This is a genomic window from Nocardioides sp. J9 (assembly GCF_007829375.1).
GTDB lineage: Bacteria > Actinomycetota > Actinomycetes > Propionibacteriales > Nocardioidaceae > Nocardioides.
This window is the reverse complement of record NZ_VLJQ01000098.1, coordinates 1-22,681: the sequence shown is the minus strand read 5'-3', so window position 1 is coordinate 22,681 and position 22,681 is coordinate 1. Positions and strand designations below refer to the sequence as shown.

General features: G+C 72.4%; 20 protein-coding genes and 1 pseudogene. 14 read left to right on the top strand and 7 right to left on the bottom strand.

The annotated features are described in order from the left end of the window. Window positions 1–5 precede the first annotated feature (5 nt). Window positions 6–992, top strand: a complete 987-nt coding sequence (locus L615_RS16800; RefSeq protein WP_145725812.1) for a hypothetical protein — start codon at window positions 6–8, stop codon at window positions 990–992. A 111-nt stretch (window positions 993–1,103) separates the two neighbouring features. On the opposite strand, the gene L615_RS16795 is transcribed toward L615_RS16800, so the two are convergent. Further along, window positions 1,104–3,131: an ABC transporter ATP-binding protein gene (locus L615_RS16795; protein ID WP_145725811.1), complete on the bottom strand. Its 2,028-nt coding sequence runs from the start codon at window positions 3,129–3,131 to the stop codon at window positions 1,104–1,106. Next, on the bottom strand, window positions 3,128–3,790 hold the full coding sequence (locus L615_RS16790) for a nitroreductase family protein (RefSeq protein ID WP_028655283.1): 663 nt from the start codon (window positions 3,788–3,790) through the stop codon (window positions 3,128–3,130). Before L615_RS16790 ends, L615_RS16795 begins: the two co-directional genes overlap by 4 nt. A 202-nt stretch (window positions 3,791–3,992) precedes the next feature. Between L615_RS16790 and L615_RS23450 the strand changes: the two genes are divergently transcribed. From L615_RS23450 to L615_RS16780, 3 genes are all read left to right on the top strand, one after another. Further along, a complete protein-coding gene (locus L615_RS23450) occupies window positions 3,993–4,145 on the top strand; it encodes a hypothetical protein (protein ID WP_157514844.1) in 153 nt (50 codons plus the stop codon). Window positions 4,146–4,346: 201 nt separating this feature from the next. Next, window positions 4,347–7,361: a helix-turn-helix transcriptional regulator gene (locus L615_RS16785; RefSeq protein WP_186449903.1), complete on the top strand. Its 3,015-nt coding sequence runs from the start codon at window positions 4,347–4,349 to the stop codon at window positions 7,359–7,361. 86 nt (window positions 7,362–7,447) lie between these two features. Next, entirely contained in the window at window positions 7,448–8,851 is a 1,404-nt protein-coding gene (locus tag L615_RS16780) for a cytochrome P450 (protein WP_261376743.1), read from the top strand. Here the strand turns inward: L615_RS16780 and L615_RS16775 are convergent. Then, window positions 8,802–9,257, bottom strand: coding sequence for a hypothetical protein (locus L615_RS16775; protein ID WP_028655286.1), 456 nt, complete (start codon window positions 9,255–9,257; stop codon window positions 8,802–8,804). The two genes, L615_RS16780 and L615_RS16775, sit on opposite strands and share 50 nt — an antisense overlap. 202 nt (window positions 9,258–9,459) lie before the next feature. Between L615_RS16775 and L615_RS16770 the strand changes: the two genes are divergently transcribed. After that, entirely contained in the window at window positions 9,460–9,822 is a 363-nt protein-coding gene (locus tag L615_RS16770; RefSeq protein WP_028655287.1) for a VOC family protein, read from the top strand. Between the two features lie 32 nt (window positions 9,823–9,854). Here the strand turns inward: L615_RS16770 and L615_RS16765 are convergent, their stop codons facing one another. Both L615_RS16765 and L615_RS16760 read right to left on the bottom strand, forming a co-directional pair. Then, window positions 9,855–11,012 carry a sulfotransferase gene (locus tag L615_RS16765; RefSeq protein ID WP_028655288.1) on the bottom strand — a complete coding sequence of 386 codons (1,158 nt, stop codon included), beginning with the start codon at window positions 11,010–11,012 and terminating at the stop codon, window positions 9,855–9,857. Continuing rightward, complete coding sequence (locus L615_RS16760) at window positions 11,009–11,803, bottom strand: SDR family oxidoreductase (RefSeq protein WP_145725809.1); 795 nt, start codon at window positions 11,801–11,803, stop codon at window positions 11,009–11,011. Before L615_RS16760 ends, L615_RS16765 begins: the two co-directional genes overlap by 4 nt. 135 nt (window positions 11,804–11,938) lie before the next feature. Between L615_RS16760 and L615_RS16755 the strand changes: the two genes are divergently transcribed. Next, window positions 11,939–12,787, top strand: a complete 849-nt coding sequence (locus L615_RS16755; RefSeq protein ID WP_145725808.1) for an aldo/keto reductase — start codon at window positions 11,939–11,941, stop codon at window positions 12,785–12,787. A 102-nt stretch (window positions 12,788–12,889) separates the two neighbouring features. Here the strand turns inward: L615_RS16755 and L615_RS16750 are convergent, their stop codons facing one another. Further along, on the bottom strand, window positions 12,890–14,059 hold the full coding sequence (locus tag L615_RS16750; RefSeq protein ID WP_028655291.1) for a hypothetical protein: 1,170 nt from the start codon (window positions 14,057–14,059) through the stop codon (window positions 12,890–12,892). Then, window positions 14,059–14,949, bottom strand: coding sequence for a TIGR03619 family F420-dependent LLM class oxidoreductase (locus L615_RS16745; RefSeq protein WP_145725807.1), 891 nt, complete (start codon window positions 14,947–14,949; stop codon window positions 14,059–14,061). Before L615_RS16745 ends, L615_RS16750 begins: the two co-directional genes overlap by 1 nt. A gap of 46 nt (window positions 14,950–14,995) precedes the next feature. Here L615_RS16745 and L615_RS16740 point away from each other — a divergent pair, with 46 nt between their 5' ends. The 8 genes and pseudogenes from L615_RS16740 to L615_RS16700 form a co-directional block, all read left to right on the top strand. After that, window positions 14,996–15,484, top strand: a complete 489-nt coding sequence (locus L615_RS16740; protein ID WP_028655293.1) for a nitroreductase family deazaflavin-dependent oxidoreductase — start codon at window positions 14,996–14,998, stop codon at window positions 15,482–15,484. A gap of 30 nt (window positions 15,485–15,514) precedes the next feature. Then, window positions 15,515–15,946: a nuclear transport factor 2 family protein gene (locus tag L615_RS16735; RefSeq protein ID WP_145725806.1), complete on the top strand. Its 432-nt coding sequence runs from the start codon at window positions 15,515–15,517 to the stop codon at window positions 15,944–15,946. 29 nt (window positions 15,947–15,975) lie between these two features. Next, on the top strand, window positions 15,976–16,587 hold the full coding sequence (locus L615_RS16730; protein ID WP_028655295.1) for a hypothetical protein: 612 nt from the start codon (window positions 15,976–15,978) through the stop codon (window positions 16,585–16,587). 760 nt (window positions 16,588–17,347) lie between these two features. Next, window positions 17,348–19,207: a molecular chaperone DnaK gene (dnaK, locus tag L615_RS16720; RefSeq protein WP_028655297.1), complete on the top strand. Its 1,860-nt coding sequence runs from the start codon at window positions 17,348–17,350 to the stop codon at window positions 19,205–19,207. Continuing rightward, window positions 19,204–19,893, top strand: a complete 690-nt coding sequence (grpE, locus tag L615_RS16715; RefSeq protein ID WP_145725805.1) for a nucleotide exchange factor GrpE — start codon at window positions 19,204–19,206, stop codon at window positions 19,891–19,893. The genes dnaK and grpE overlap by 4 nt, the downstream gene beginning before the upstream one ends. An 82-nt stretch (window positions 19,894–19,975) precedes the next feature. Then, window positions 19,976–21,151 carry a molecular chaperone DnaJ gene (dnaJ, locus tag L615_RS16710; RefSeq protein ID WP_145725804.1) on the top strand — a complete coding sequence of 392 codons (1,176 nt, stop codon included), beginning with the start codon at window positions 19,976–19,978 and terminating at the stop codon, window positions 21,149–21,151. Continuing rightward, window positions 21,151–21,612: a heat shock protein transcriptional repressor HspR gene (locus L615_RS16705; protein ID WP_145725803.1), complete on the top strand. Its 462-nt coding sequence runs from the start codon at window positions 21,151–21,153 to the stop codon at window positions 21,610–21,612. Before dnaJ ends, L615_RS16705 begins: the two co-directional genes overlap by 1 nt. Window positions 21,613–22,246: 634 nt before the next feature. Beyond that, window positions 22,247–22,681 (top strand): annotated as a pseudogene (locus L615_RS16700) (hypothetical protein); the annotation flags it as partial.

The window sequence follows — 22,681 nt, the reverse complement described above, 5'->3', positions numbered from 1 at the left end:
GTCCGGTGCGTCTCGACCCGTCCGGCCAGCGGGGTCCGACGAGGGGGCAGGCCCGCAACCGCAACAGGTACCGCCGGTCCAGCTCGGGCTACTACACCCCGGCGTGGGTGGACGGGAGCGACGTCGAGCAACGCATCCTCGAGGCGTCGGTCGTGCTTCGCTCCGGCCACGCCGTCACCGGCTGGGCGGCGCTGCGCTGGTGCGGCGGTGCGTGGTTCTCGGGCGTCGACGCTGCGGGCGCCCAGGTCCCGGTGGACCTGTTGATCAGCACCCACGACATCCGTCCGCAGGCCGGCTTCGCCCTCAGCGGCGAAGGCACCGGCCCGGAGCACATCGAGGTCGTCGACACCGTCCCGGTCACCTCCGCCGCGTGGTCGGTCTCCTTCGCGATGAGGTACGCCGGCTCCGTCCGTCGAGCTGTCGAGGTGGTCGACATGGCGGCCTACTCGGACCTGGTCTCCGTCGCAGAGGTCGCCGACGTCGTGTCCGGGCAGTCGTCGTGGACCGGGGTACCCCTGGCACGCGATGCGGTCGCACTGGCCGATGAGAACGCATGGTCACCCCGGGAGGTCGCGATGCGCATGACGTGGCAGGGAAGCATCGAGGGCTCGCGACCCCGCGCCAACATCCCGCTGTTCGACAGCTCGGGGCGCCACCTCGGAACCCCCGACCTCGTCGACGTCGATGCCGGTGTCGCGGCCGACTACGACGGTCTGGTGCACCTCGGGCGCGAGCAGCGGCGTGCGGACCGCTCCCGCGACGAGGTGTTCTCAGACCACGGCATCGAGATGGTGCGGTGGCTCTCGGGGGACCGCCCGGCCGACTTCCTCGCACGGCTTCACGTCGCCTACCAGGCCGCCTCCCGTCGTACCGGCCCGAGGCGATGGACGGCCGACCCGCCGTCCTGGTGGATCTCGACGACCACCGTCGCCGCGCGCCGAACCCTTACCGAGGACCAGCGGGAGAGGCTGCTTCGGTACCGGATCGCCTGACACCTTGGGGTAGTCCCTGACGAAAAGCACCGTCGTAGGGCGTGTCGCGGTGCTTTTCGTCAGGGACTACCGCCGGGTGCGACGTGACCCGGGACTACCGCAGCGGGACGGCTAGAGCGAGATGTCGGCGCGGCGGGAGTCGCAGGCGGGGCGGCCGTGGGGCTCGCGGGAGAACTGCTCGTCGTACAGGCGCTTGTAGAGGCCGCCGGCGGCCATCAGCTGCTCGTGGGTGCCGTGCTCGACGAGGCGGCCGTCCTCGAGGCCGAAGATGACGTCGGCGGAGCGGATGGTGGAGAGGCGGTGGGCGATGGCGATGGTGGTGCGCGAGCGGGTGGCGCGCTCGAGGGCCTCCTGCACCAGCCGCTCGGTCTCGTTGTCGAGCGCGGAGGTGGCCTCGTCGAGGATGAGGATCCGCGGGTCCTTCAGCAGCACCCGCGCGATCGCGAGGCGCTGCTTCTCGCCGCCCGAGAGGCGGTAGCCGCGCTCGCCGGTGATCGTCTCGTAGCCCTCGGGGAAGCTCATGATCCGGTCGTGGATGTTGGCGTCCCGCGCGGCCTGCTCGATCTCCTGGGCGGTCGCGTCCGGCTTGGCGTAGGCGATGTTGTCGCGGATGGTGCCGTGGAAGAGGTACGGCTCCTGGGTGACCATCCCGACCGCGTCCGCGAGCGAGGACAGGGTGAGGTCGCGGACGTCGTTGCCGTCGATGAGCACGGCGCCCTCGGTGACGTCGTAGAAGCGCGGGACGAGGTACGTCGCCGTGGTCTTGCCGCTGCCCGACGGACCCACGATCGCGGCGAGCTGCCCCGGCTCGACCACCAGGGAGACGTCGTCCAGCGCCCAGCCCGGCGTGGGCGCCTCGGCCGTCTCCCCGACCTCCCGTGCCTCGACTGCGTCGACAGCGTCGACGCCCTCGACGACGTCGCCCCGGTCACCCTCGATGCGCACCCCGCTGTCGCCGAAGCGGTCGCGGTGGGTGGTGCCGGACAGGGCCCGCGGCTCGGGGTAGCGGAAGCGCACGCCGCGCATCTCGACGCGGCCCTCGAGGGTGGCGGGGTCGAGCGCGACCGCGCCGGGACGCTCGGTGATCGCGGGCTCGAGGTCGAGGTACTCGAAGATCCGGCGGAACAGCGCCAGCGACGTCTGCACGTCGAGGGTGACCCGCATCAGCTGCAGCAGCGGCATCTGCAGCCGACCCTGCAGCGTGGTGAACGCGACCAGCGTGCCGGCGGTCAACGCACCCTCGCCGGCGCCGACCGGGGCGCCGCCGGTGATCAGCCAGCCGCTGAAGAGGTAGATCAGCGCCGGCGTGATCGCGAAGAAGGTCTGCACGACGGCGAAGAAGGTGCGCCCGGTCATCGCCTGCTCGACCTGGAGCCGGGTCTGGCGGCGGTTGGCCTCGCGGTAGCGCTCGACCTCGGAGTCGGCGCGGTTGAAGACCTTCGCGAGCAGGATCCCCGAGACGCTCAGCGACTCCTCGGTGATCGCGGTCATCTCCGACAGCGACTCCTGGGTGCGCCGCGCGAGCCGCTGCCGGATCCGCCCGACCCGGAACTGCATGACCACGAAGAGCGGCATCAGGAACAGGGTGATCACGGTGAGCTGCCACGACAGCACCAGCATCGACACCAGCGCCGCGGCGACGGTGACGGAGTTCTGCACGATGGTGGTCGCGGTGTCGGTGAGCACGGTCCGCACGCCGGCGACGTCGTTGGCCAGGCGCGACTGGATCGCCCCGGTCTTGGTGGCGGTGAAGAACGCCAGCTCCATCTTCTGCAGGTGCTCGAAGAGGTCGCCGCGCAGGTCGGCCATCGCGGAGTTCCCGACCGTCGAGGTCAGCCACATCTGGTAGATCCCGATCAGCGCCGTGGCGATCGGGATCGCGCACAGCCCCGCGACCAGCCAGCCGAGCAGCCCGAGGTCCGGCCCGCCACCGTCGAGGGGGAAGAGCGCGTCGTCGAACACCGCCCGGGTCAGGAACGGCGCCAGTGCCTGCAGCGACGCGGCCGCCACGACGGCGACCAGCACCATCGCGATCTTGCCGCGGTACGGCCGAAGCAGCGACGCGATCCGCGGCACCACCGGGTCGCGCTGCTCCAAGTCCTCCGCGGTGAGGTGGGTGACCACCGGGCCGGGCCTCATCGCGCACCCTCCCAGCCGGCGCCCCAGCGGCCGCGGTGGGCCACCTCCTGCCACGGGGTACGACGCCTCCGGCTCGCCGACCCGCGGGCGCCGGTCGCGGGGTCGGCCGGGTGCCCGATCGTGATCGCGCCGATGGGGTGCGGCGCCTCCTCGTCGACGGTGTCCACCAGCCCGAGGTGCTCCTTGACCGCGTCGACCCGGTCCGGTACCAGGCCGAAGAAGCAGGCGCCGAGCCCGGCGTCGGTCACCGACTGCAGGACCAGCAGCGAGGCCATCGCGGTGTCGAGGTGCCAGTAGGGCATCGCCCAGCGGCTCTCGTCGTGCTCGTGGAGCCCGGCGCGACGCTTGTCGGCCTCCGCGTAGCGGTCGAGGTAGGCCGAGCGGCGGCTGCACGGAACCACCACCACGGGAGCCGACATCATCCCCGCGAGCCACCGGTCCGGGCTGCCGCCCTCGGCCGCCGCGTCGGTCTGCGCCCGCCAGAACCCGCGGACCGTGTCGGGGGTGTCCAGCACGATGAACGCCCAGCCCTGGGAGAAGCCCGCGCTGGGGGCGCGGGTCGCGTTCGCCAGCGCGGTCTCCACGACGGAGGGGTCCACCGGGTCGGGTGCGTACGCGCGCGTCATCCGGCGTCGTCGTACGACCTCTGCGAACTCCACCCGGCCTCCTCGTCTTCGGCCCTCGTCGTCGGCCCTCGTCGTCGGCCCGCACGGGCCCGCGCCTGCCCTCGCACTATCCCACCCCGACCGGCCCGACCTCTCAGGTGAGGTGGGGAGGGGCTGCGGAATGAGGCGTCTCCAGGGCCGACCTAGGGAGGTTGCCCGATGTGGGGGACTACCTCAGGCGACGAACCTTGAGGCCATGAGCAACCAGTACTACGTCAACGCAGAGACCGACTACCGCCGGCAGCGGGCCGCCCAGGGCGTGGCCGCGAGCCGGGCCGGCCGCAGCCGCTCCTCCTGGCTGCGCCGGATCGCCGCCGCCGACCCGGCCGTCGAGCGCCACTCGCGCTGACGGCCGGGCGACGGTCCACCACCACCACGACCGAGGTACCGCTCCTGAGGTACCTCAGACGGGGCGAGTGTGATCCGTCCGCGACCCGACCGGAGAGACCGGACCGAGGACCAGGCAGAGGACCAGGCAGAGGACCAGGCAGAGGACCAGGCTGAGAAATTGACGACGACCCTGTCGGCGCCGGGCGCCATGATGGTGCCCGTGGCAGCACACAGCAGCACGACGATGGTCGGGCGCGACGCCGAGCTGGCCGAGCTGGCCCGGATCGTCGGGCTCGACGCGGCCGGCGGTCCCTCCGCGGGCCGCCCCGATGCCGTGCTGCTCTCCGGCGACGCCGGGGTGGGCAAGACCCGCCTGCTCATCGAGCTGCGCGACCGGGCCCGCGCCGCCGGCTGGCACGTGTACGCCGGCCACTGCCTCGACTTCGGCGAGAGCGCCCTGCCCTACCTCCCCTTCAGCGAGGTCGTCGGCCGCATCGTCGACGACCTGCCCGGGCTGGCCGACCACGTCGCCGCCCATCCCGCCATCGCCCGCCTGCAGCCCGGCCGCCGCGTCCGGGCCGGCGACCAGCCGCACGAGACGGACACCGCCACGGAGGTCCCCGGCCACGACGGCGACCGGGCCGGGCTGTTCGAGGCCGTGCACGCGCTGCTCGACGCCGCGGCCGCGGACGCCCCCGTCCTGCTCGTCATCGAGGACACCCACTGGGCCGACCAGTCCACCCGCGACCTGGTCGGCTTCCTGTGCACCCGCGCCTTCAACCACCCGGTCTCCGTCGTCGTCTCCTACCGCTCCGACGACCTGCACCGCCGGCACCCGTTGCGCCGCCAGGTCGCGGAGTGGTCGCGCATCCCCAACGTCGACCGCCTCGCGCTCTCCCCGCTGCCCGAGGACTCCGTGCGCGCCCTGGTCCGCGAGCTCGCCCCCTCCGGCCTCGACGAGCGCGCCGTCGCCTCCATCGTCGCCCGCGCGGAGGGCAACGCGTTCTTCGTCGAGGAGCTCGTCGCCTCCAACCAGGACTGCGACTGCGACGACGTGCCCGGCGACCTCGCCGACGTGCTGCTCGTCCGCCTGGACCGGCTCTCCGAGGAGGCGCGCCAGGTGGTCCGCGTCGCCAGCGCGGCAGGCCGCCGGGTCACCCACGACCTGCTGGCCGCCGCCGCCGACATGCCGTCCGACGCGTTCGAGGCCGGCGTGCGGCAGGCCGTCGAGATGCACGTGCTCGAGGCCGGGGCCCGGCACTACTCCTTCCGCCACGCCCTCCTCGGGGAGGCCGTCTACGACGACCTGCTGCCCGGTGAGCGGGTGCGCCTGCACGCCCGCTACGTCGCCGCGCTCGCCGAGTCGGCCGGCCGCGGCACCGCCGCCGAGCTCGCCCGCCACGCCCGCCGCAGCATGGACCTCGACCGTGCCGTCACCGCCGGCATCGAGGCCGGCGACGAGGCGATGGCGGTCGGCGGCCCCGACGAGGCCGCCGACCACTACCAGCAGGCCCTCGAGCTGCTCGAGGGCGGCGACCGCGCCGAGCGCCTCGGCATCGACCCGTCCAAGGTGGCGGCGCGCGCCTCCGACGCCCTCGTCGCCGGCGGCGACCCGCAGCGCGCCTGCCAGCTGCTGCGCGAGCACCTCGACCGCACGCCCGCCGACTGCGCACCGGTCGCCCGCAGCCGGCTGCTCAGCCAGTACGCCGAGCTGCTGACCGTCACCGAGAACGACCTGGACCCCGTCGCGCTCTCCGAGGAGGCCGTCGCGCTGGCGCCGGAGGGGGAGAGCCCGCTGCGGGCGCGGATCCTGGTCACCCACGCCCGGGTGCTGGCCAACGTCGGCCGCGAGGACGAGGCAGAGCCGTTCGCCACCGAAGCACTCGGGCTCGCCGAGCGGCTCTCGCGGCCGGTGCTCGCCTCCGACGTGATGACCACGCTCAGCGGGCTGCACGTCAAGACCGCCGTCGGCAGCGAGCAGGAGGCGCTGCGCACAGCGCTGGAGGTCGCCGYCGTCCGCTCCCAGGAGACCGGCGCGCTCAACGCCGAGCTCCGCGGGCGCTTCCTGCTGGGCCGCAGCCACCAGGACGACGGCGAGTGGGACGTCGCCGCGCGCTGGTTCGCCTCCTGCCTGGAGGCCGGCACCCGCGCGGGGACCCCCTGGGCGCCGTACGTCATGGAGTCGCGCTGGCAGCTCGCCTCGATCCGCCACCTCCAGGGCGCCTGGGACGAGGTGCTCGCGCTGACCGCTGCGGTCGACGACAGCGCCGGGCCGCCCATCCCGGTCGGCATCGTCGCCCCGACCCGGTTCGCGGTCCTCGCCGCCCGCGGCGAGGACGTCCTCGACCGGGTCCGCGCCCTGCGCGCGCTGTGGGAGGACGAGGGCACCGTCGGCGTCTTCAGCGCCGGCGTCGAGATCGACGTCCACGGCAGCCACGGCGACGCCTCGGCCGCGCTCGCGGCCTACGACGAGGTCGTCGACGTGCTCTCCCGGCTGTGGCGCAAGCACTTCGGCGGCCGGGTCCGCCTCGCCGCGGTCACCCTCGCCGCCGTCGCGGCCGGACTGCCCGCCGCCAGCGCCGCCGAACGCCGCGCCCTCGCGCAGCGCGCCGACCAGCTGCTCGCCGAGGGCCGCACCGTCGTCGAGGACTTCCGCTCGCGCCCCGGCGGCTGGGGCCCCGAGGGCCAGATGTGGGAGGCCCGGCTCGACGCCGAGCACCTGCGCGTGCGCTGGCTGGCCGGTGAGGACGCCCCGACCCGCGACGAGCTGGTCGCCGGCTGGGCGGCCGCGCTCGAGGCGGTCACCAAGCTCGGCCACGTGCCCGAGGAGGCGCGGGTGCGCGCGTCGTACTCCCAGATCCTCCGCCTGCTCGGCGAGACCGGCGCCGCCGACGAGGAGGCCACGGCCGCGCGCGGCATCGCCGGCCGGCTCGGCGCCCCCGCCCTGGTCGGCGACCTCGGCGGGTCCCGCACCCAGCGGGGTACGACGCCCGCAGGCTCCGCGACGGCTGCGGGCGCGGCGGCGTGTGGTTCGCCGGTGCGGCTCACCGCTCGCGAGCTGGAGATCCTCGCCCTGGTCGCCGAGGGCCGCTCCAACGGCGAGATCGGCAAGCAGCTGTTCATCAGCACCAAGACCGTCAGCGTCCACGTCTCCAACATCCTCGGCAAGCTCGACGCCGCCAGCCGCACCGAGGCGGCCGCGATCGCGCGACGCGACGGGCTGCTGCCGGGCTGACGCAGCCGGTGGGTCCGTCAGCGGGCGGGGGCGTCGTCGGCGCAGGAGCGCGACGGCGGTGGGGGCCGCGGCGTACCGTCGGCACTGTGACGATCGAGGCCGACCGCACCACGCCCGACACCCGTGAGCTGACCATGCGCCGGTTCCGGCACACCAGCGTGGTCGGCGGGCGCGGCCTCCCGGCGGTGCCGGTCGACGCGTTGCCGCCGGGTCCGCGCTGGCCGGCGATCGTGCAGACGATCGCCCTGATGAGGTTCCGCCACCAGTTCCACCCGTGGCTGCACCGCCGCTACGGCGACGCGTACACGGTGAACCTCGTCCCCGGCGGACGGCCACTGGTGCTGTTCACCCGTCCGGAGGTGACGAAGGAGATCTTCGCCGGCGACCCCGAGGTCTTCCACGCCGGCAAGGGCAACGCCGTCCTCGGCCCGATCATGGGGGAGCACTCGCTGCTGCTGCAGGACGGCGGTGAGCACCACCGGGCCCGCAAGCTGCTGATGCCGGCCTTCCTCGGCCACGCGTTGCGGGGCTACCGCTCGATGGTCGCCGAGGTCGCCGCCGCCGAGGTCGAGGGCTGGCCGGAGGACCAGCCGTTCCGGGCGCTGGAGCGGATGAACGCGCTCACCCTGGAGGTGATCCTGCGGGTCGTCTTCGGCGTGACCGACGAGCAGCGGCTCGCCCGCCTGCGGCCGGCGGTCAACAGGACCGTCGAGATCAGCCCGGCGATCCTGCTCGGCTGGGCCTACCCGCGGTTGCAGCGGCTCGGGCCGTGGCGCCGCACGGTGGAGAACCAGGTCGAGCTCGACCGGCTGATGTACGCCGAGATCCGCGAGCGCCGTGGCGCCGCCGACCTGGCCGAGCGCAGCGACGTGCTATCGCGGCTGCTCGCGGCCACCGACCCGGACGAGCCGGGCAGCGGCCTGGACGACACCGAGCTGCGCGACCAGCTGGTCACCCTGCTGCTGGCCGGGCACGAGACCACGGCGTCGGCGCTGTCGTGGGCGCTCGTGGAGGTCGGCCGCAGCGCGGACCTGCTGGCGCGCACCCAGCGGGCGGCGGACGAGGGTGACGACGCGTGGCTGGAGGCGGTGCTCAAGGAGTCGATGCGGCTGCACCCGATCATCCCGATGGTCGTGCGCACGCTGATGGCGCCGGCGACGGTCGGCGGCTGGGACCTGCCTGCCGGCACCACCGTGGGCCCGTCGATCATCATGAGCCACCAGCAGGAGTCGAACTTCGCGGACCCCGAGGTGTTCCGGCCCGAGCGCTTCCTCGGCGACGACGTGCCGGCGCTCACCGTGTGGATCCCGTTCGGCGGCGGCGTGCGCCGCTGCATCGGCGCGGGCTTCTCGCTGATGGAGGGCGTCGAGGTGCTGCGCGAGGTGTTCCGCAGGTACGACGTCGGTGCGGTCGGTCACGACGTGCCCAAGGTCCGCAACATCACCAGCGTGCCCCGGCGAGGAGCGCGGGTCCGGGTGCGTCGCCGCTGATCTCCACGGTCGCCGCGACCTCCTCGAACAGCTCGCAGTAGTCCGGGTAGTCGGCCCGCGCCACGGTCCCGGCCAGGACCACGGCCCGGTCGTCGAGGAGCCAGGTCCAGCGCTCGGTCACGACGTCCGTCGAACCGGTGCGGTGGCCGAGGCGCTCGTAGCGCACCGGCCGCCCGGACAGCTCGAGGTCCTCGGCGTCCTCCACGTCGAGCCCGGCCACCGGCGGCGCCAGGTCGTCGAGCGCGACGGCGCGCAGCACGATCTCGGGGACGAAGCCGCCGCGTGGCACGACCGGTGAGCGGGCGGCGACCACGACGCCGGGTCCGGGGTCGCGCAGGGTGGCCCACCGGTGCGGCAGGCAGAGGCTGAGGTCGATGTCGGCGACGGTGCGGTGCAGGACGGTCATGCCGGCAGCGTGGACCCCGGCGAGCCCCGTGGGAACCCGCCCTCCTCCGGCCTGTGGACGGCCGCGTGACGAACCGGGTCGTTCGCGCACGCAGGGGTCGCAGGCCGTGTCGCCTGGGCTGCCGGAGCTCCCGGGGAGCTCGGTGCGAGGGGTCGGGGAGCCGTCGGCGGCCGATGTCGGTGGGGGCACCTAGCGTCGTGGCATGGCCATCGCACGCAACCCCCAGTTCGTCATCGACTGCCCGGAGCCGAACTCCCTGGCAGAGTTCTACGCCGCCATCCTCGGCTGGCCGGCGAAGACCGACCCCGACGGCGGCTGGGCGACCGTCTCCTCCGGCGACCACTTCATCCACTTCCAGCGGGTGGAGGACTTCCGACCGCCGCAGTGGCCGGGCCAGGCGCACCCGCAGCAGGTGCACCTCGACGTCGACGTCGACGACCTCGACGAGGGAGAGGCGGCCGTCGTCGGGATCGGCGCCCGCAAGCACGAGCACCAGCCCGGCGAGACCTTCCGGGTCTTCCTCGACCCGGCGGGCCACACCTTCTGCCTCGTCAAGGCGGACTGAGGGCGGACCGGCCCGGGACGGCCACGCTCGCCTCAGCGGGCGAACGACTCCCGCACCTGCTCCTCGGTGAGCCCGTAGTCCGCCAGGTCGTAGCGGTGCGACGGCCGGCGCGGGCCGGTGCGCGACTCCTCGTCGAGCCGGCGCACGGCGTCCTGCGCCGCCTGGCTCCACTCCAGCCCGAAGGCGTCGTAGATCCCGCCGACGGTGCCCACGGGGTCGGCCACGAACGCGCGGTAGTCGATGTCGTGGAACTGGCGCTCGTCGTACTTCTCGCGCGCCTGCCAGAACGCGTGCCACTGCCGGGTCAGGTGCCCGAGCTGGTCGCGGCCGAGGGTCTCGCCGACGAAGGTCGTCGAGTGCCCGTCGGTCGCCTCGGCCGACAGCGAGCAGGCCGACGCCACGGAGGTGACCGGGTCGCGCTGCGTCATCACGACGAGCGCGTCGGGGTAGACCTCCATCAGCGCGTCGAGCGCGATCAGGTGGGAGGGGTTCTTCAGCACCCACCGCTTGTCCTGGTCGTGGAGACCGATCAGCTGCAGGTTGCGGCGGTGCCGCTCGTAGGCGTCGGTCCAGTCCTGGCTGGCCAGCCAGGAGGAGTACGTCGGCACGTGGGCCAGCGACTCGAAGCCGATCGACTTGCCCGTCTGGCGCAGCACGCGCCAGCACTCCTCAGGCTCGGCCGCGTCGGAGTAGTGGATCCCCATGAACTCGGGGTTGGTGACGTGGTGCTCGCGGAAGGCCGCCTGCATGGCGGTGAAGATCGGGTCGGATTCCCACGTCTCCCGCGGCGGGCGCGGCTGGGGGAACTCCGTCAGCCACATCTCCAGGCCCTGGTGCGCGGGGTCGGCGCACAGCAGCCGGCTCAGTGCCGTCGTCCCGGTGCGGGGGAGGCCGAGGACGATGATCGGCCGCTCGATGCGGACCTGCTCGAGCTCGGGGTGCTCCGCGAACCGCGCCTGCGTCAGCAGCCGGGCGACGAGCGCACTCTTGACCTGCGAGCGCATGAAGTAGTTGCCGACGCCGGTGAGGCCGGCCTCGGGGGAGGCGAGGTCCTCGACGAGGATCCGGAACGCTTCCTCGTGGCCGGGGGCCTCGGCGAAGCCGAAGTCGGTGAGGCCGGTGGTGCGGGTGGCGGCGGCGCAGATGTCCTCGAAGGACCCGACGTCCGGGCGCTGGCGGGGCTCGCTCATGCGTGGAACTCGCCGCAGTCGACGTTGAGCATCTGGCCGGTGACCGCGGAGGCGAGGTCGGAGGCGAGGAAGAGGGCGGCGCGGGCGACCTCGTCCGGCGTGGCGAGCCGCTTGAGGTCGGTGGGCTCCGCCTTCTCGGCGTACACCTCCTCGTGGGTGCGGCCGGTCTCGGAGGCGATCCAGTCGAAGTACGCCTTGTTGACGTCCTCGTAGATGTAGGACGGCGCGACGCTGTTGACCCGGATGCCGCGCGGGCCGAGCTCGGTGGCGAGAGACTGGGCGAGGTGCTCGAGGGTGCCCTTGGAGAGCTTGTAGCCGGAGTACTCGGGCTGGCTGGAGTAGATGACGCAGGAGTTGACCATGATGATCGACCCGCCCGGCTTGTCGTCGGTCGCGGCGAGGGCGTCGGCGAAGAGCGCCGAGAGGCGCAGCGGCGCGAAGACGTTGGTCTCCTGGGCGGTGCGCAGGCCCTCGAGGTCGAGGGTGGTGATCGGGTCCATCGGCGGGATGCCGAAGGCGTTGTTGATCAGGCAGTCGACCCGGCCGAACTCGGCGAGTGCGGCGTCGACGAGCTGCCGGCGCTGCTCCTCGTCGGTGATGTCGGTCGGGACGACGAGGGCGCGGCGACCGTGGGCCCGCACGGCCTCGGCCATCTTCTCCAGCCGCCTGGGCGTGCGGGAGGCGAGGACGAGGTCCGCGCCCATCCGCGCCGCCTCCTCGCCGAGCGCCCGGCCCAGGCCGGGTCCGACACCGGAGAGCACGACGACCTTGTCGGTCAGCAGGTCCACCATGGCGGACACAGTAGAACGTGTTTCAGTTTTCGGGAAGGGCTTGCGGGATTCCGCCTGCTGCACGGTCCCGTCGGCCGGCCCGCGGCGTCACGGGCTGTCCCGGAATAGTCCTGCCTGTCGCCGGTTGAGCCTGGGGTGAGCACTCCCCGGATCGAACTCAACGACCAGACGTCCATCCCCCAGCTCGGCCTCGGCGTGTGGCAGGTGCCGGCTGACGAGACCGATCGCGTCGGGCCCGTTAACGCTGGGTCCGCCCCCCGCCACGTCGACACCGCGCAGATGTACGGCAACGAGGAGGGCGTCGGCGCCGCCATCGCCGCCTCCGGCCTCGCGCGCGACGAGCTCTACGTGACCACCAAGGTCAACAACAACCGGCACCGCCCCGCCGACGCGAAGGACTCCGCCCGGGTCTCGCTCGAGAAGCTCGGGCTCGACCGCGTCGACCTCCTGCTCATCCACTGGCCCCTGCCGACGCAGTACGACGGCGACTTCGTCTCCACCTGGGAGGCCCTGCTCGAGCTGCGCGAGGAGGGCCTGGCCACTTCTGTCGGCGTCTCGAACTTCCAGCCCGCCCACCTCGACCGGGTCGTCGAGGCGACCGGCGTCGTCCCGGCGGTCAACCAGGTCGAGGTCCACCCCTACTTCGCCAACGAGGCCGTCCGCGCCGCCACGACCCGCCACGGCGCCGTCGTCGAGGCCTGGTCGCCGCTGGGCCAGGGTGGCGGCGAGCTCGAGGACCCGGCCGTCCTCGCCGTGGCCGAGCGCCACGGCAAGACCCCCGCGCAGGTGCTGCTGCGGTGGGCCCTCGACCGCGGCGACGTCGTCTTCCCGAAGTCGATGAGCAAGGCGCGCCTGGCCGAGAACTTCGACGTCCTCGACTTCGCGCTCGGCGCGGACGAGGTCGCGGCGATCGCCGCGCTCGACAAGGGCGAGGCGGGTCGTCAGGGCCCGAACCCCGACACCTTCGACTGGATCCCCGCCTGATCCAGACCTGATCCCAGCACCGGCAGCACAGCGCCCGCCGGTGACCCACGGTCGCCGGCGGGCGCTGCTGCTCGTGCTGTTGCTCGTGCTACCCGGCGGGGCCTAGGAGAGCATCCGCCGCGCCACTGCCCGCTGCCGCGCGGCGATCCGGCGGGCGTACTGCTCGGGCGACAGGCCGACCAGGCCGGGCAGTCGCTTGGCCACCTGGTCGACCGGCACCACCTCGACGCTGGGCCCGTCCTCGGCGGTGAGGTCGCGGGTGAGTCGCTGCCAGCGCAGCATGACCGGCCCGGTGCGGTGCCCGGTGGTCTCGAGCCAGTTCGCGGCCGGGGCGGGGGAGCCGTCGAGCAGGGCTGGCGGGCGCTCGGAGACGACGAAGCGCATGACGCCGTCGTCGTCGCAGTGCGCCTGGGCCTTGGTCAACGAGGTCTGGTGCGTCTCGTAGTCGGTGGAGGCGTACCAGTCCGAGCCGATCTGGATCGCCTGGTAGGTGCAGTCGTCGCAGCGCGGCACGGAGACGATCATCGCCTCGTCCTCGGCCAGCTCGTAGTGACCGATCGAGGAGAACTGCGAGGACAGGCCGCCGGGGGTGCGGGAGGGCACGGTCAGCGTGTTGACCGGCTCCTTGTACTGGAAGAAGTGGGGGAAGGCGAACCACGTCTGGATCGAGCCGGTGAGCGAGCGCGCGGCCACCTCGTACTTCTTGCGCAGCACGGCCTCGGTCAGCGCGCGACGCGGGTGGCCGATGGTGTCGGTGCGCTCGATGGTCAGCGTTCCGCGCTCCTCGGTGTCCCAGTCGTTGAACACCTCGCGCACGATCATCGTCTTCGCCCCCGGCTCGGCGACGTAGGTGAACTCGAACGTCCCGTCGGCCGCGATCGTCAGCTCCCGGTCGTCGAACGCCATCAGCGAGGTCGCCGTCGAGTCGGCGCTGTAGCTGCCGCCCATCACCTGGAAGGACAGGTCCGCCGACGTCCCCCGCTGCCCGCGTACGACGTACTCGACCCCCTCGCGCAGGTAGGCGTGGAAGTAGACCGCGTCGGGGTTGTCGAGCCCCTGGCGCGAGAACTGGTGGGTGGGGTTGATGAACAGGGGCTGCTCGAGGTCGTAGTCGAACGCGGTCTGCAGCGCCATCCGGATCCGCCCGGAGAGGTAGTCGTAGCCCTCGAGCCGGTCGGCCTCGGTGCGGATGAAGGGGGCGTTCGCGATCAGCTCCTCGGCCTCCGCGATCGCGGCCTGCAGCGGCTCGGTCAGGCCGAGTGCGGCGCTCATCAGCCGTTCACCTTCGCGATCACGTTCTCGGCGTACTGCTCGAGGTGCTTGACCTTGGTCTCGAGCGGCTCGGTGTCCGGCCCCTTGATGTAGGGGATGCGGAAGCCGACGATGCAGTCGGTGACGCCCTTCTCCTCCAGTCGCTTCACGCCGTCGGGGGTGTAGGCGTCGTAGGAGATGACGTGGACCTCGAAGTCCTCGCGGGTGTCGCCCTCCTCCTTGCGGATCTCTGCGAGCCGGGCCAGGAGGCGGTCGAGCTCCTCGCCGTCGCCGCCGGCGTGCATCCAGCCGTCGCCCTTGCGCACCGCACGGCGCAGTGCGGCGTCGGAGTGGCCGCCGACGAGGATCGGGATCCGCTCGGTCGGCGCCGGGCACTGCTGCAGCGGCTCGAAGGAGTGGAACTCGCCCTGGTAGCCGAAGAAGGTCGGCTCGTCGCCGGGCTGGGTCAGCCCGCGCAGGATGTCGATGCACTCGTCCATCCGCTTGCCGCGCCGCTCCCACGGCACGCCCATCGCGGCGAAGTCCTCCGGCCACGGCGACAGGCCGACGCCGAGCCCGAGCCGGTTGCCGGAGAGGAACGCCAGCGACGAGGCCTGCTTGGCGACGAGCACCGGCGGGCGGATCGGCAGCTTGAGCACGAAGGGCGTCAGCCGCAGCGTCGAGGTGACCGCGAACAGGTGCGCGCAGAGGACGAAGGTCTCGATGAACTCCTTGCCGAGCAGGAACTCGCGGTCCCCGGTGTCGGTGTAGGGGTACTTCGAGTCCGACTCCTGCGGGTAGATCAGGCTGTCCGCGATGGTCATCGAGGTGTAGCCCGCCGCTTCGCAGGCCTGGGCGAGCGGGGGGTAGTACGACGCGTGGGTCATGCCCTCGGCGAAGGAGAAGCGCATGCGGTCACAGTAGAACGCGTTCTACATTTGTGCCAGAGTGTCGCCCATGCCTGCACTGCCCAAGGAGCGTCCGGACGGGCTGGACAAGCCGGTCGTCGCGAAGATCATCAAGTACGGCGCCCGGGCGAACGTCTTCCTCTACCGGCTCACCAACGGCCGGGTCGGCGCGAAGTGGCGCATCGGCGCAGGCTGGAGGAAGCCGGTGCCCGTGCTGCTGCTCGACCACGTCGGGCGCAGGAGCGGCCGCACCTTCACCACCCCGCTGCTCTACCTCGACGACGCACCGAACCTGGTCGTCGTCGCCTCCCAGGGCGGGCTGCCCCGGCACCCCCAGTGGTTCCACAACCTCGTGGCCAACCCGGACACCGCCGTCGCCGTCCCCGGCGAGCGCCACCGGCCGGTGCGCGCCCGGGTCGCCGGCCCCGAGGAGCGGGCGGCGCTGTGGCCGCGCCTGGTCGACCTCTACGCCGACTTCGACAGCTACCAGGCCTGGACCGACCGCGAGATCCCGGTCGTCGTCCTCGAGCCCCGCTGACCCGAGCCGCCCGACCGCCGAGGAGCCCCCGTGGACCTGCAGGACCTGATCGACCGCGCCGAGATCACCGACGCCATCACCCGCTACACCCTCGCCATCGACGAGGGCGACTTCGACCGCCTCGACACGGTCTTCACCCCCGACGCCCACATCGACTACACCGAGAGCGGCGGCGTCTCCGATAGCTACCCCGTGGTGAAGGCGTGGCTGGCCGAGGCGCTGCCGGCGTTCTCCACCCACCGCGTCCACATGCTCGGACAGGTCGCCATCGAGCTCGACGACGCCAACGAGGCGGCCGAGGTGACGGCGTACTTCCACAACCCGATGCGGATCTCCGACGGCAAGGGCGGCGAGCGGGTCGTCGAGGTCGGCGGCACCTACCACCACTCCTTCGTGCGCACCCCGGACGGCTGGCGCTCGCGCCGGCTGCACGAGCGCGTGGCGTGGACCCGAGGTTTCTGATTTCTTCGGGCGACCCGGACAATGGTCGGGTGAGCGACCAGAACGATCCCCAGTACGACCGCCCCGTGCTCAACGGGCTGGTGGCGCTGGTCGCCGTCGGCCTCGGGGTCGGCCTCGTCCTGGCCCTGGTGGCCCTCGTGGGCACCAAGGTCCTCGGGCTGGACGGCGACGGCGGCGGCTCCGCCGCGGGCGGCTCGACCGCCCGCGAGTCGATGTATCTGCCCAGCCCCGTCGAGACCACCGGGTCCAGCGGCCCGCTCATCACGCTGCACACCGAGGACCCGAACGCCGTCGAGACCGAGAGCTCCGACGCCGAGGAGAGCGAGGAGCCGGAGGAGACCGAGTCTCCGGAGTCGGAGTCTCCGAAGCCCGGCGAGATCTCGCTCCAGGCCGCCAAGACCAACGTCAGCTCCGGCGAGCGCATCTACTTCAGCGGCGTCTACCCCGGCGGCGAGGGTGCGATCCTGTGGGTCCAGCGCTGGCAGGACGGCTCGTGGGCCGACTTCCCCGCCAGTGTCGGCGTCACCAACGGCACCTTCTCCAGCTACATCTTCACCGGCGTCAGCGGCCTCAACCGGTTCCGCGTGATCGACCGCGACGACGGCACCGTCAGCAACGAGATCCGCGTCCGCGTCGGCTGACCGCGCCTCTCCTTTACCTGAGACGTCCTGTCACGGCAAAGCGGTAGTCCCTGACGAAAAGCACCGTCGTACGGCGTGTCCCGGTGCTTTTCGTCAGGGACTACCGCCCTTCCGTGCCCCGGAAGGTGTCCCCTCGGCACCGCCCGACCTACCCCATCCTGTGGTTGGCAGGGGCGGCGGGCGGCGTGACCATGGGGCATGGGGGAAGTGGGGGGGCCGGGTCGGTGGCGCCCGGGGAACATGCAGGGGCCGGTGCAGGGGTCGACCTCGAGCTCGACCTGTGGCTGAGGATCCTGGCCCGCGCCTGGCTCGGCGTGATCTGGCGATGCTGGCAGAACCAGMCCGCCTACGACCCCCACCAGCACGGCGCCCTCCAGGCACTGCTCAGCGGTGTCGAAGCGGCCTGACGTTGACACAGGGCTMCTCATCGGCCGTCCCCCATGTCGCGCCGGGGTCAGGTGGCACCCCCGGCCCCTCGATCGTAGGCCGGGCGGGTGGTGCCGCCCATGGTCAGAATGGGGGATTCCCGCCTTGTCGGAACCGCTGCCGGGACGCTGCCCGGGCCGCTTCCCGACCCACTGGGCGGACCCGTGGCGGGTTCCACGGAGGAACCACCGAGGGACCACGCAGAAAATCGTTGCGCCCGGGAACAAACCCGCCGCCGGCCCCCGTTGTGCCCTGTGTCAGACTTGAGTCGATCCGGCTCAAGTATCTTTAAACCACGAGCTGCAGACCAGCACACAGACGGAGGGCACAACACATGGCACGAGCTGTCGGCATCGACCTCGGTACGACGAACAGCGTCGTCGCGGTCCTGGAGGGCGGCGAGCCCACGGTCATCGCGAACGCGGAGGGAGCCCGGACCACGCCGTCCGTCGTCGCCTTCGCCAAGAGCGGTGAGGTGCTCGTCGGCGAGGTCGCCAAGCGCCAGGCGGTCACGAACGTCGACCGCACCATCCGGTCGGTCAAGCGCCACATGGGCACCGACTGGACCCAGCGCATCGGCGAGCCGGTCGACAAGGACTTCACCCCGCAGCAGATCTCGGCGTTCATCCTGCAGAAGCTCAAGCGGGACGCGGAGGCCTACCTCGGCGAGACCGTCACCAACGCGGTGATCACGGTCCCGGCGTACTTCTCCGACGCGCAGCGCCAGGCCACCAAGGAGGCCGGCGAGATCGCGGGCCTCAAGGTCGACCGCATCGTCAACGAGCCCACCGCGGCCGCGCTGGCCTACGGCCTCGACAAGGGCGACGACCAGACGATCCTCGTCTACGACCTCGGAGGCGGCACGTTCGACGTGTCCCTGCTCGAGATCGGCGAGGGTGTCGTCGAGGTCAAGGCCACCAGCGGTGACAACCACCTCGGTGGTGACGACTGGGACAACGCGATCGTCCAGTGGATGGTCAAGAAGTTCAAGGACGCCAACGGCGTCGACCTCGCGGCCGACAAGATCGCCGCGCAGCGCCTCCAGGAGGCCGCGGAGAAGGCGAAGATCGAGCTGTCGTCGTCCAGCGACACCACGATCCACCTGCCCTACATCACCCACGGCGAGAACGGCCCGCTGCACTTCGAGGAGCGGCTCACCCGCGCCGAGTTCCAGCGGCTCACCGCCGACCTGCTCGAGCGCACCAAGGCGCCTTTCCAGAACGTCCTCAAGGACGCCGGCGTCAGCCTCTCCGAGATCGACCACGTGGTCCTCGTCGGTGGCTCGACCCGCATGCCCGCGGTGACCGAGCTGGTCAAGGAGATGCTGGGCGGCAAGGAGCCCAACAAGGGCGTCAACCCCGACGAGGTCGTCGCGGTCGGTGCGGCCCTGCAGGCCGGTGTCCTCGCCGGTGAGGTCAAGGACGTGCTGCTCCTCGACGTCACCCCGCTCAGCCTCGGCATCGAGACCAAGGGCGGTGTGTTCACCACCCTCATCGAGCGCAACACCACGATCCCGACCAAGCGTTCGGAGATCTTCACGACCGCCGACGACAACCAGCCGTCGGTCGAGATCAAGGTCGCCCAGGGTGAGCGCGCGATCTGGTCGCAGAACCAGCCGCTCGGCAACTTCGAGCTGACCGGCCTCCCGCCGGCCCCGCGCGGCGTGCCGAAGATCGAGGTCACCTTCGACATCGACGCCAACGGCATCGTGCACGTCTCCGCCAAGGACCAGGCGTCCGGCCGCGAGCAGTCGATGACCATCTCCGGCGGCAGCGCGCTGTCGAAGGACGACATCGACCGGATGGTCAAGGAGGCCGAGCAGTACGCCGAGGAGGACGCCAAGCGTCGCGAGGCCGTCGAGCTCCGCAATCAGGGCGACCAGCTCGTCTACACGACCGAGAAGTTCCTCGCCGACAACGGCGACAAGATCCCGGACGACGTGAAGACCGAGGTCACCGCCGACGTCGAGGCGCTCAAGTCCGCGCTCGAGAACGCCGAGGCCGACGGCGACACGCTCAAGGCCGCCATCAGCAAGCTGGGCGAGTCCAGCCAGAAGATGGGTGCGGCCATGTACGCCGCGGCCGAGGCCGACTCCGCCGCCGCCGGCGGCTCGACCGGTGCGACCGGCGAGTCCGACGACGACGTCGTCGAGGCCGAGATCATCGACGAGGACACCGAGGGCGACGCCAAGTGACCGAGGACCACCTCACCCCGGAGGGGGAGCCGCAGGAGGCTGCGGCTCCCTCGCCCGGGGGCGACCCTGCCCCGGACACCGCTGCCGACCAGCAGCCCGACCAGCAGCCCGATCAGCAGCCCGACCAGCAGCCTGACGCGGCTGCCGACGGCCAGGTCGACGGCCCCGACACCGCCGCGGACGACGCGGCGGCCACCGAGGGCGCGCCGGCCGAGGGCGAGGCCGCCGAGCCGACGCCCGAGGAGGACGAGCTCACCGTGACGAAGATGGCGCTCGAGGAGCGGACCCTGGACCTGCAGCGCCTGCAGGCCGAGTTCCTCAACTACAAGCGCCGCGTCGAGCGGGACCGCGAGCTGATCAAGGAGAACGCGACCTACGCCGCGCTCACCCCGATCATCGACGTCCTCGACACGATCGACCGCGCCCGCGAGCACGAGCCCCTCGAGGGCGGCTTCAAGGCGACGGCCGAGCAGCTCGAGCGCGTCGTGTCGGGCCTGGGCCTGGCCAAGTTCGGCGAGGTCGGCGACCCGTTCGACCCCGAGCTGCACGAGGCGCTCTCGCACATCGGCACCGACCCCGAGGTCGAGGTCACCACGTGCAAGGTCATCGCCAAGGCCGGCTACAAGATCGGCGACCGGGTCGTGCGCGCCGCGCAGGTCCTCGTCGTCGACCCGGCCGAGGGCTGAGCCCGCTGCCCGGCGTGGCGCCGCCCACCGACGTACGCACGCTCGTGGACACTGACGGACCAGAGGAGAGGGGAGGTGCGCGATGAGTGACGACGGCATCCGGTCCGACTGGGCCACCAAGGACTTCTACAAGGAGCTCGGCGTCGCGAAGACCGCGTCGCAGGACGAGATCAAGAAGGCCTACCGCAAGCTCGCGCGTGCCAACCACCCCGACTCGCACCCCGGCGACACCGCCAGGCACGAGAAGTTCAAGGCGGTGGCGGAGGCCTACGACGTCGTCGGCGACCCGGAGAAGCGCAAGAAGTACGACCAGGCCCGCGAGCTGTTCAGCCGCGGCGGGTTCCCGGCCGGCGGTGGCTTCGGCGGCGGCGGGTTCGGCGGCGGCGTGAACGTCGAGGACCTGCTCCGCGACCGCGCCGGCGGCGGGGGCGGCTTCGGCGACCTGTTCGGCGACCTCTTCGGCGGCGGCTTCTCCGCCGGGCGGCGGGCCAACCGGCCCGCCCGCGGCGGCGACCTCGAGACGACCGCGACGATCGGGTTCACCGAGGCGCTCGAGGGCGTCACGGTGGCCCTGCGGATCAGCTCCGAGGGCGCCTGCTCCACCTGCAACGGCACCGGCGGCAAGCCCGGCACCCGCCCGCACGCCTGCCCGGTGTGCGAGGGCACCGGGTTCGTCACCGCCTCGGTCGGCGGCGCGTTCTCGATGAACGAGACCTGCCCGTCCTGCGGCGGCCGCCAGCTCGTCTACGACGACCCCTGCCCCTCGTGCCGCGGCACCGGCACCGGCCAGGCCACCCGCACCATCCAGGCGAAGATCCCCGCCGGGGTGAAGGACGGCCAGCGGATCCGGCTGCGCGGCAAGGGCGCCCCCGGCGCCAACGGCGGCCCCGCCGGCGACCTTTACGTCACCGTGAAGGTCACCCAGCACCGGGTCTTCGGCCGCAAGGGCGACAACCTCACCGTCGACGTACCCGTCTCCTTCCCCGAGCTCGCGCTCGGCGCGGAGGTGAAGGTGCCGACCATGGGCGGGTCCGCGGTCACCCTGCGGATCCCGCCCGGCACCCCCAACGGGCGCACCTTCCGGGTGCGCGGCAAGGGCGCTGCCCGCCCCGACGGCACCCGCGGCGACCTGCTCGCCACCGTCGAGGTCCAGGTGCCCGCCACGCTCGACGCCGAGGCGAAGGCCGCCCTCGAGGCGTACGCCGCCGCCACGGCCAACAGCTCGCTGCGCGCGGGCCTGTTCGAGGACGCGACCTGATGGCCGGSCGCCGCCCCCAGCCCACCCCGCCCGCGCCCGACGACGCGGTCTTCGTGATCAGCGTCGCCGCGCAGCTCAGCGGCCTGCACCCGCAGACCCTGCGCACCTACGAGCGGGTCGGCCTGATCACCCCGGGCCGCACGGGCGGCGGCGGCCGCCCGATCTCGGTGCAGTCGGGCGGCCGTCGCTACTCCTACCGCGACGTCGAGCGCCTGCGTGCCATCGCCGAGCTCACCGCCGCCGGCATCGGCATCGAGGGCGTCAAGCGCATCCTCGACCTCGAGAACGCCGTCGACGCCCTCCGTGCTCGCAACACCGAGCTCGTCGCCGAGCTCGAGGCCACCCGCGAGGCCCTCCGCCAGGCCCTCGCCGCCCGCCCCACCACCCCCGACCGCCTCCCTGCGCTCCGGCAGCAGCCGTCGAGCAGCCAGGCCGTCGTCGTCTGGCGCCGCCCGCGTTGATGGCGCGAGCGCGTCGCCTGTCGAGGGCTGCGCGCAGGCGCTCGCAGGCTCGGCCCGCACGTGCCCTCGACGCGCCTGCGGCGCAGGCGCCACGCGGCCGCGCCGCAGCTGGCTTTCGTAGGTCCTGCCCCCGGCCTGGCGGCAAGCCTGGGAGGGCGCTCGTTCGCCTCTGTCGCCGCGAGGTGTGGGGGTTCGCGCCGCGAGGTGTGAGGGTTCGCGCCGCGAGGTGTGGCTTGTGGCTCTGCGAGGTGCGCCTCGTGGTGGCCCGAGGTCGTGCGAGGTGTGCCTTGTGGCGGTACGGCGGCGGCGTACCTCGCCCTCGCGCCGCCGGGACGCGCACGTCGTACGACCACGACCCGCACCTCGTACGACCACGACCCGCACGTCGTGCCACCACAACCCGCACCTCGCGCCGCCACGACCCGCACTTCGCGGTACGAACCCTCACACCTCGCGGTACGAAGCCGCACACGTCGGGGCGGTGGGGAGGAGTGGGAGGCGAGGTGGGGGCGGGTGTGTGCGACAGGGTGTCCTGAGATCCCTGTCGCATCCGGGAGCGCAGGCACTAACCTCGGGCCCACGGGACCGTTGGAGGCATGGGGCGCGCAGCGGGACTCAAGGACGAGGGGTGCACGTGGAGACGGTGCTGGACTGGCTCGCCGACTGGGCTGCCCACGTGAACTGGGTCTACTTCGTCTCGATCCCGATCTTCACCGGCGTCATCGGCTGGCTGATCAACTGGTCCGGCCTGTGGATGCTGTTCAAGCCGCTCAGCTTCCACGGCATCCGGGTGCCGGGGCTCAAGGAGCTGGCGGGCGTCATGCCGCGCAAGGTCCAGGAGATCCCCGGGCTGATGGAGGGCGGCATCGGCTGGCAGGGCATCGTGCCGGCGCGGGCGGCGAAGATGGGCAGCATCGCGGTCGACAAGGTCATCGCGAAGCTCGGCACCCCGGCGGAGTTCTACGCCCAGCTCGAGCCCGACCAGATCGCCGAGCACATCGTCAACGTGTTCCGCCCGGACCTGCCCGACCTGGTCCACGACGTCATGATGCGCGAGCACCCGCGGCTG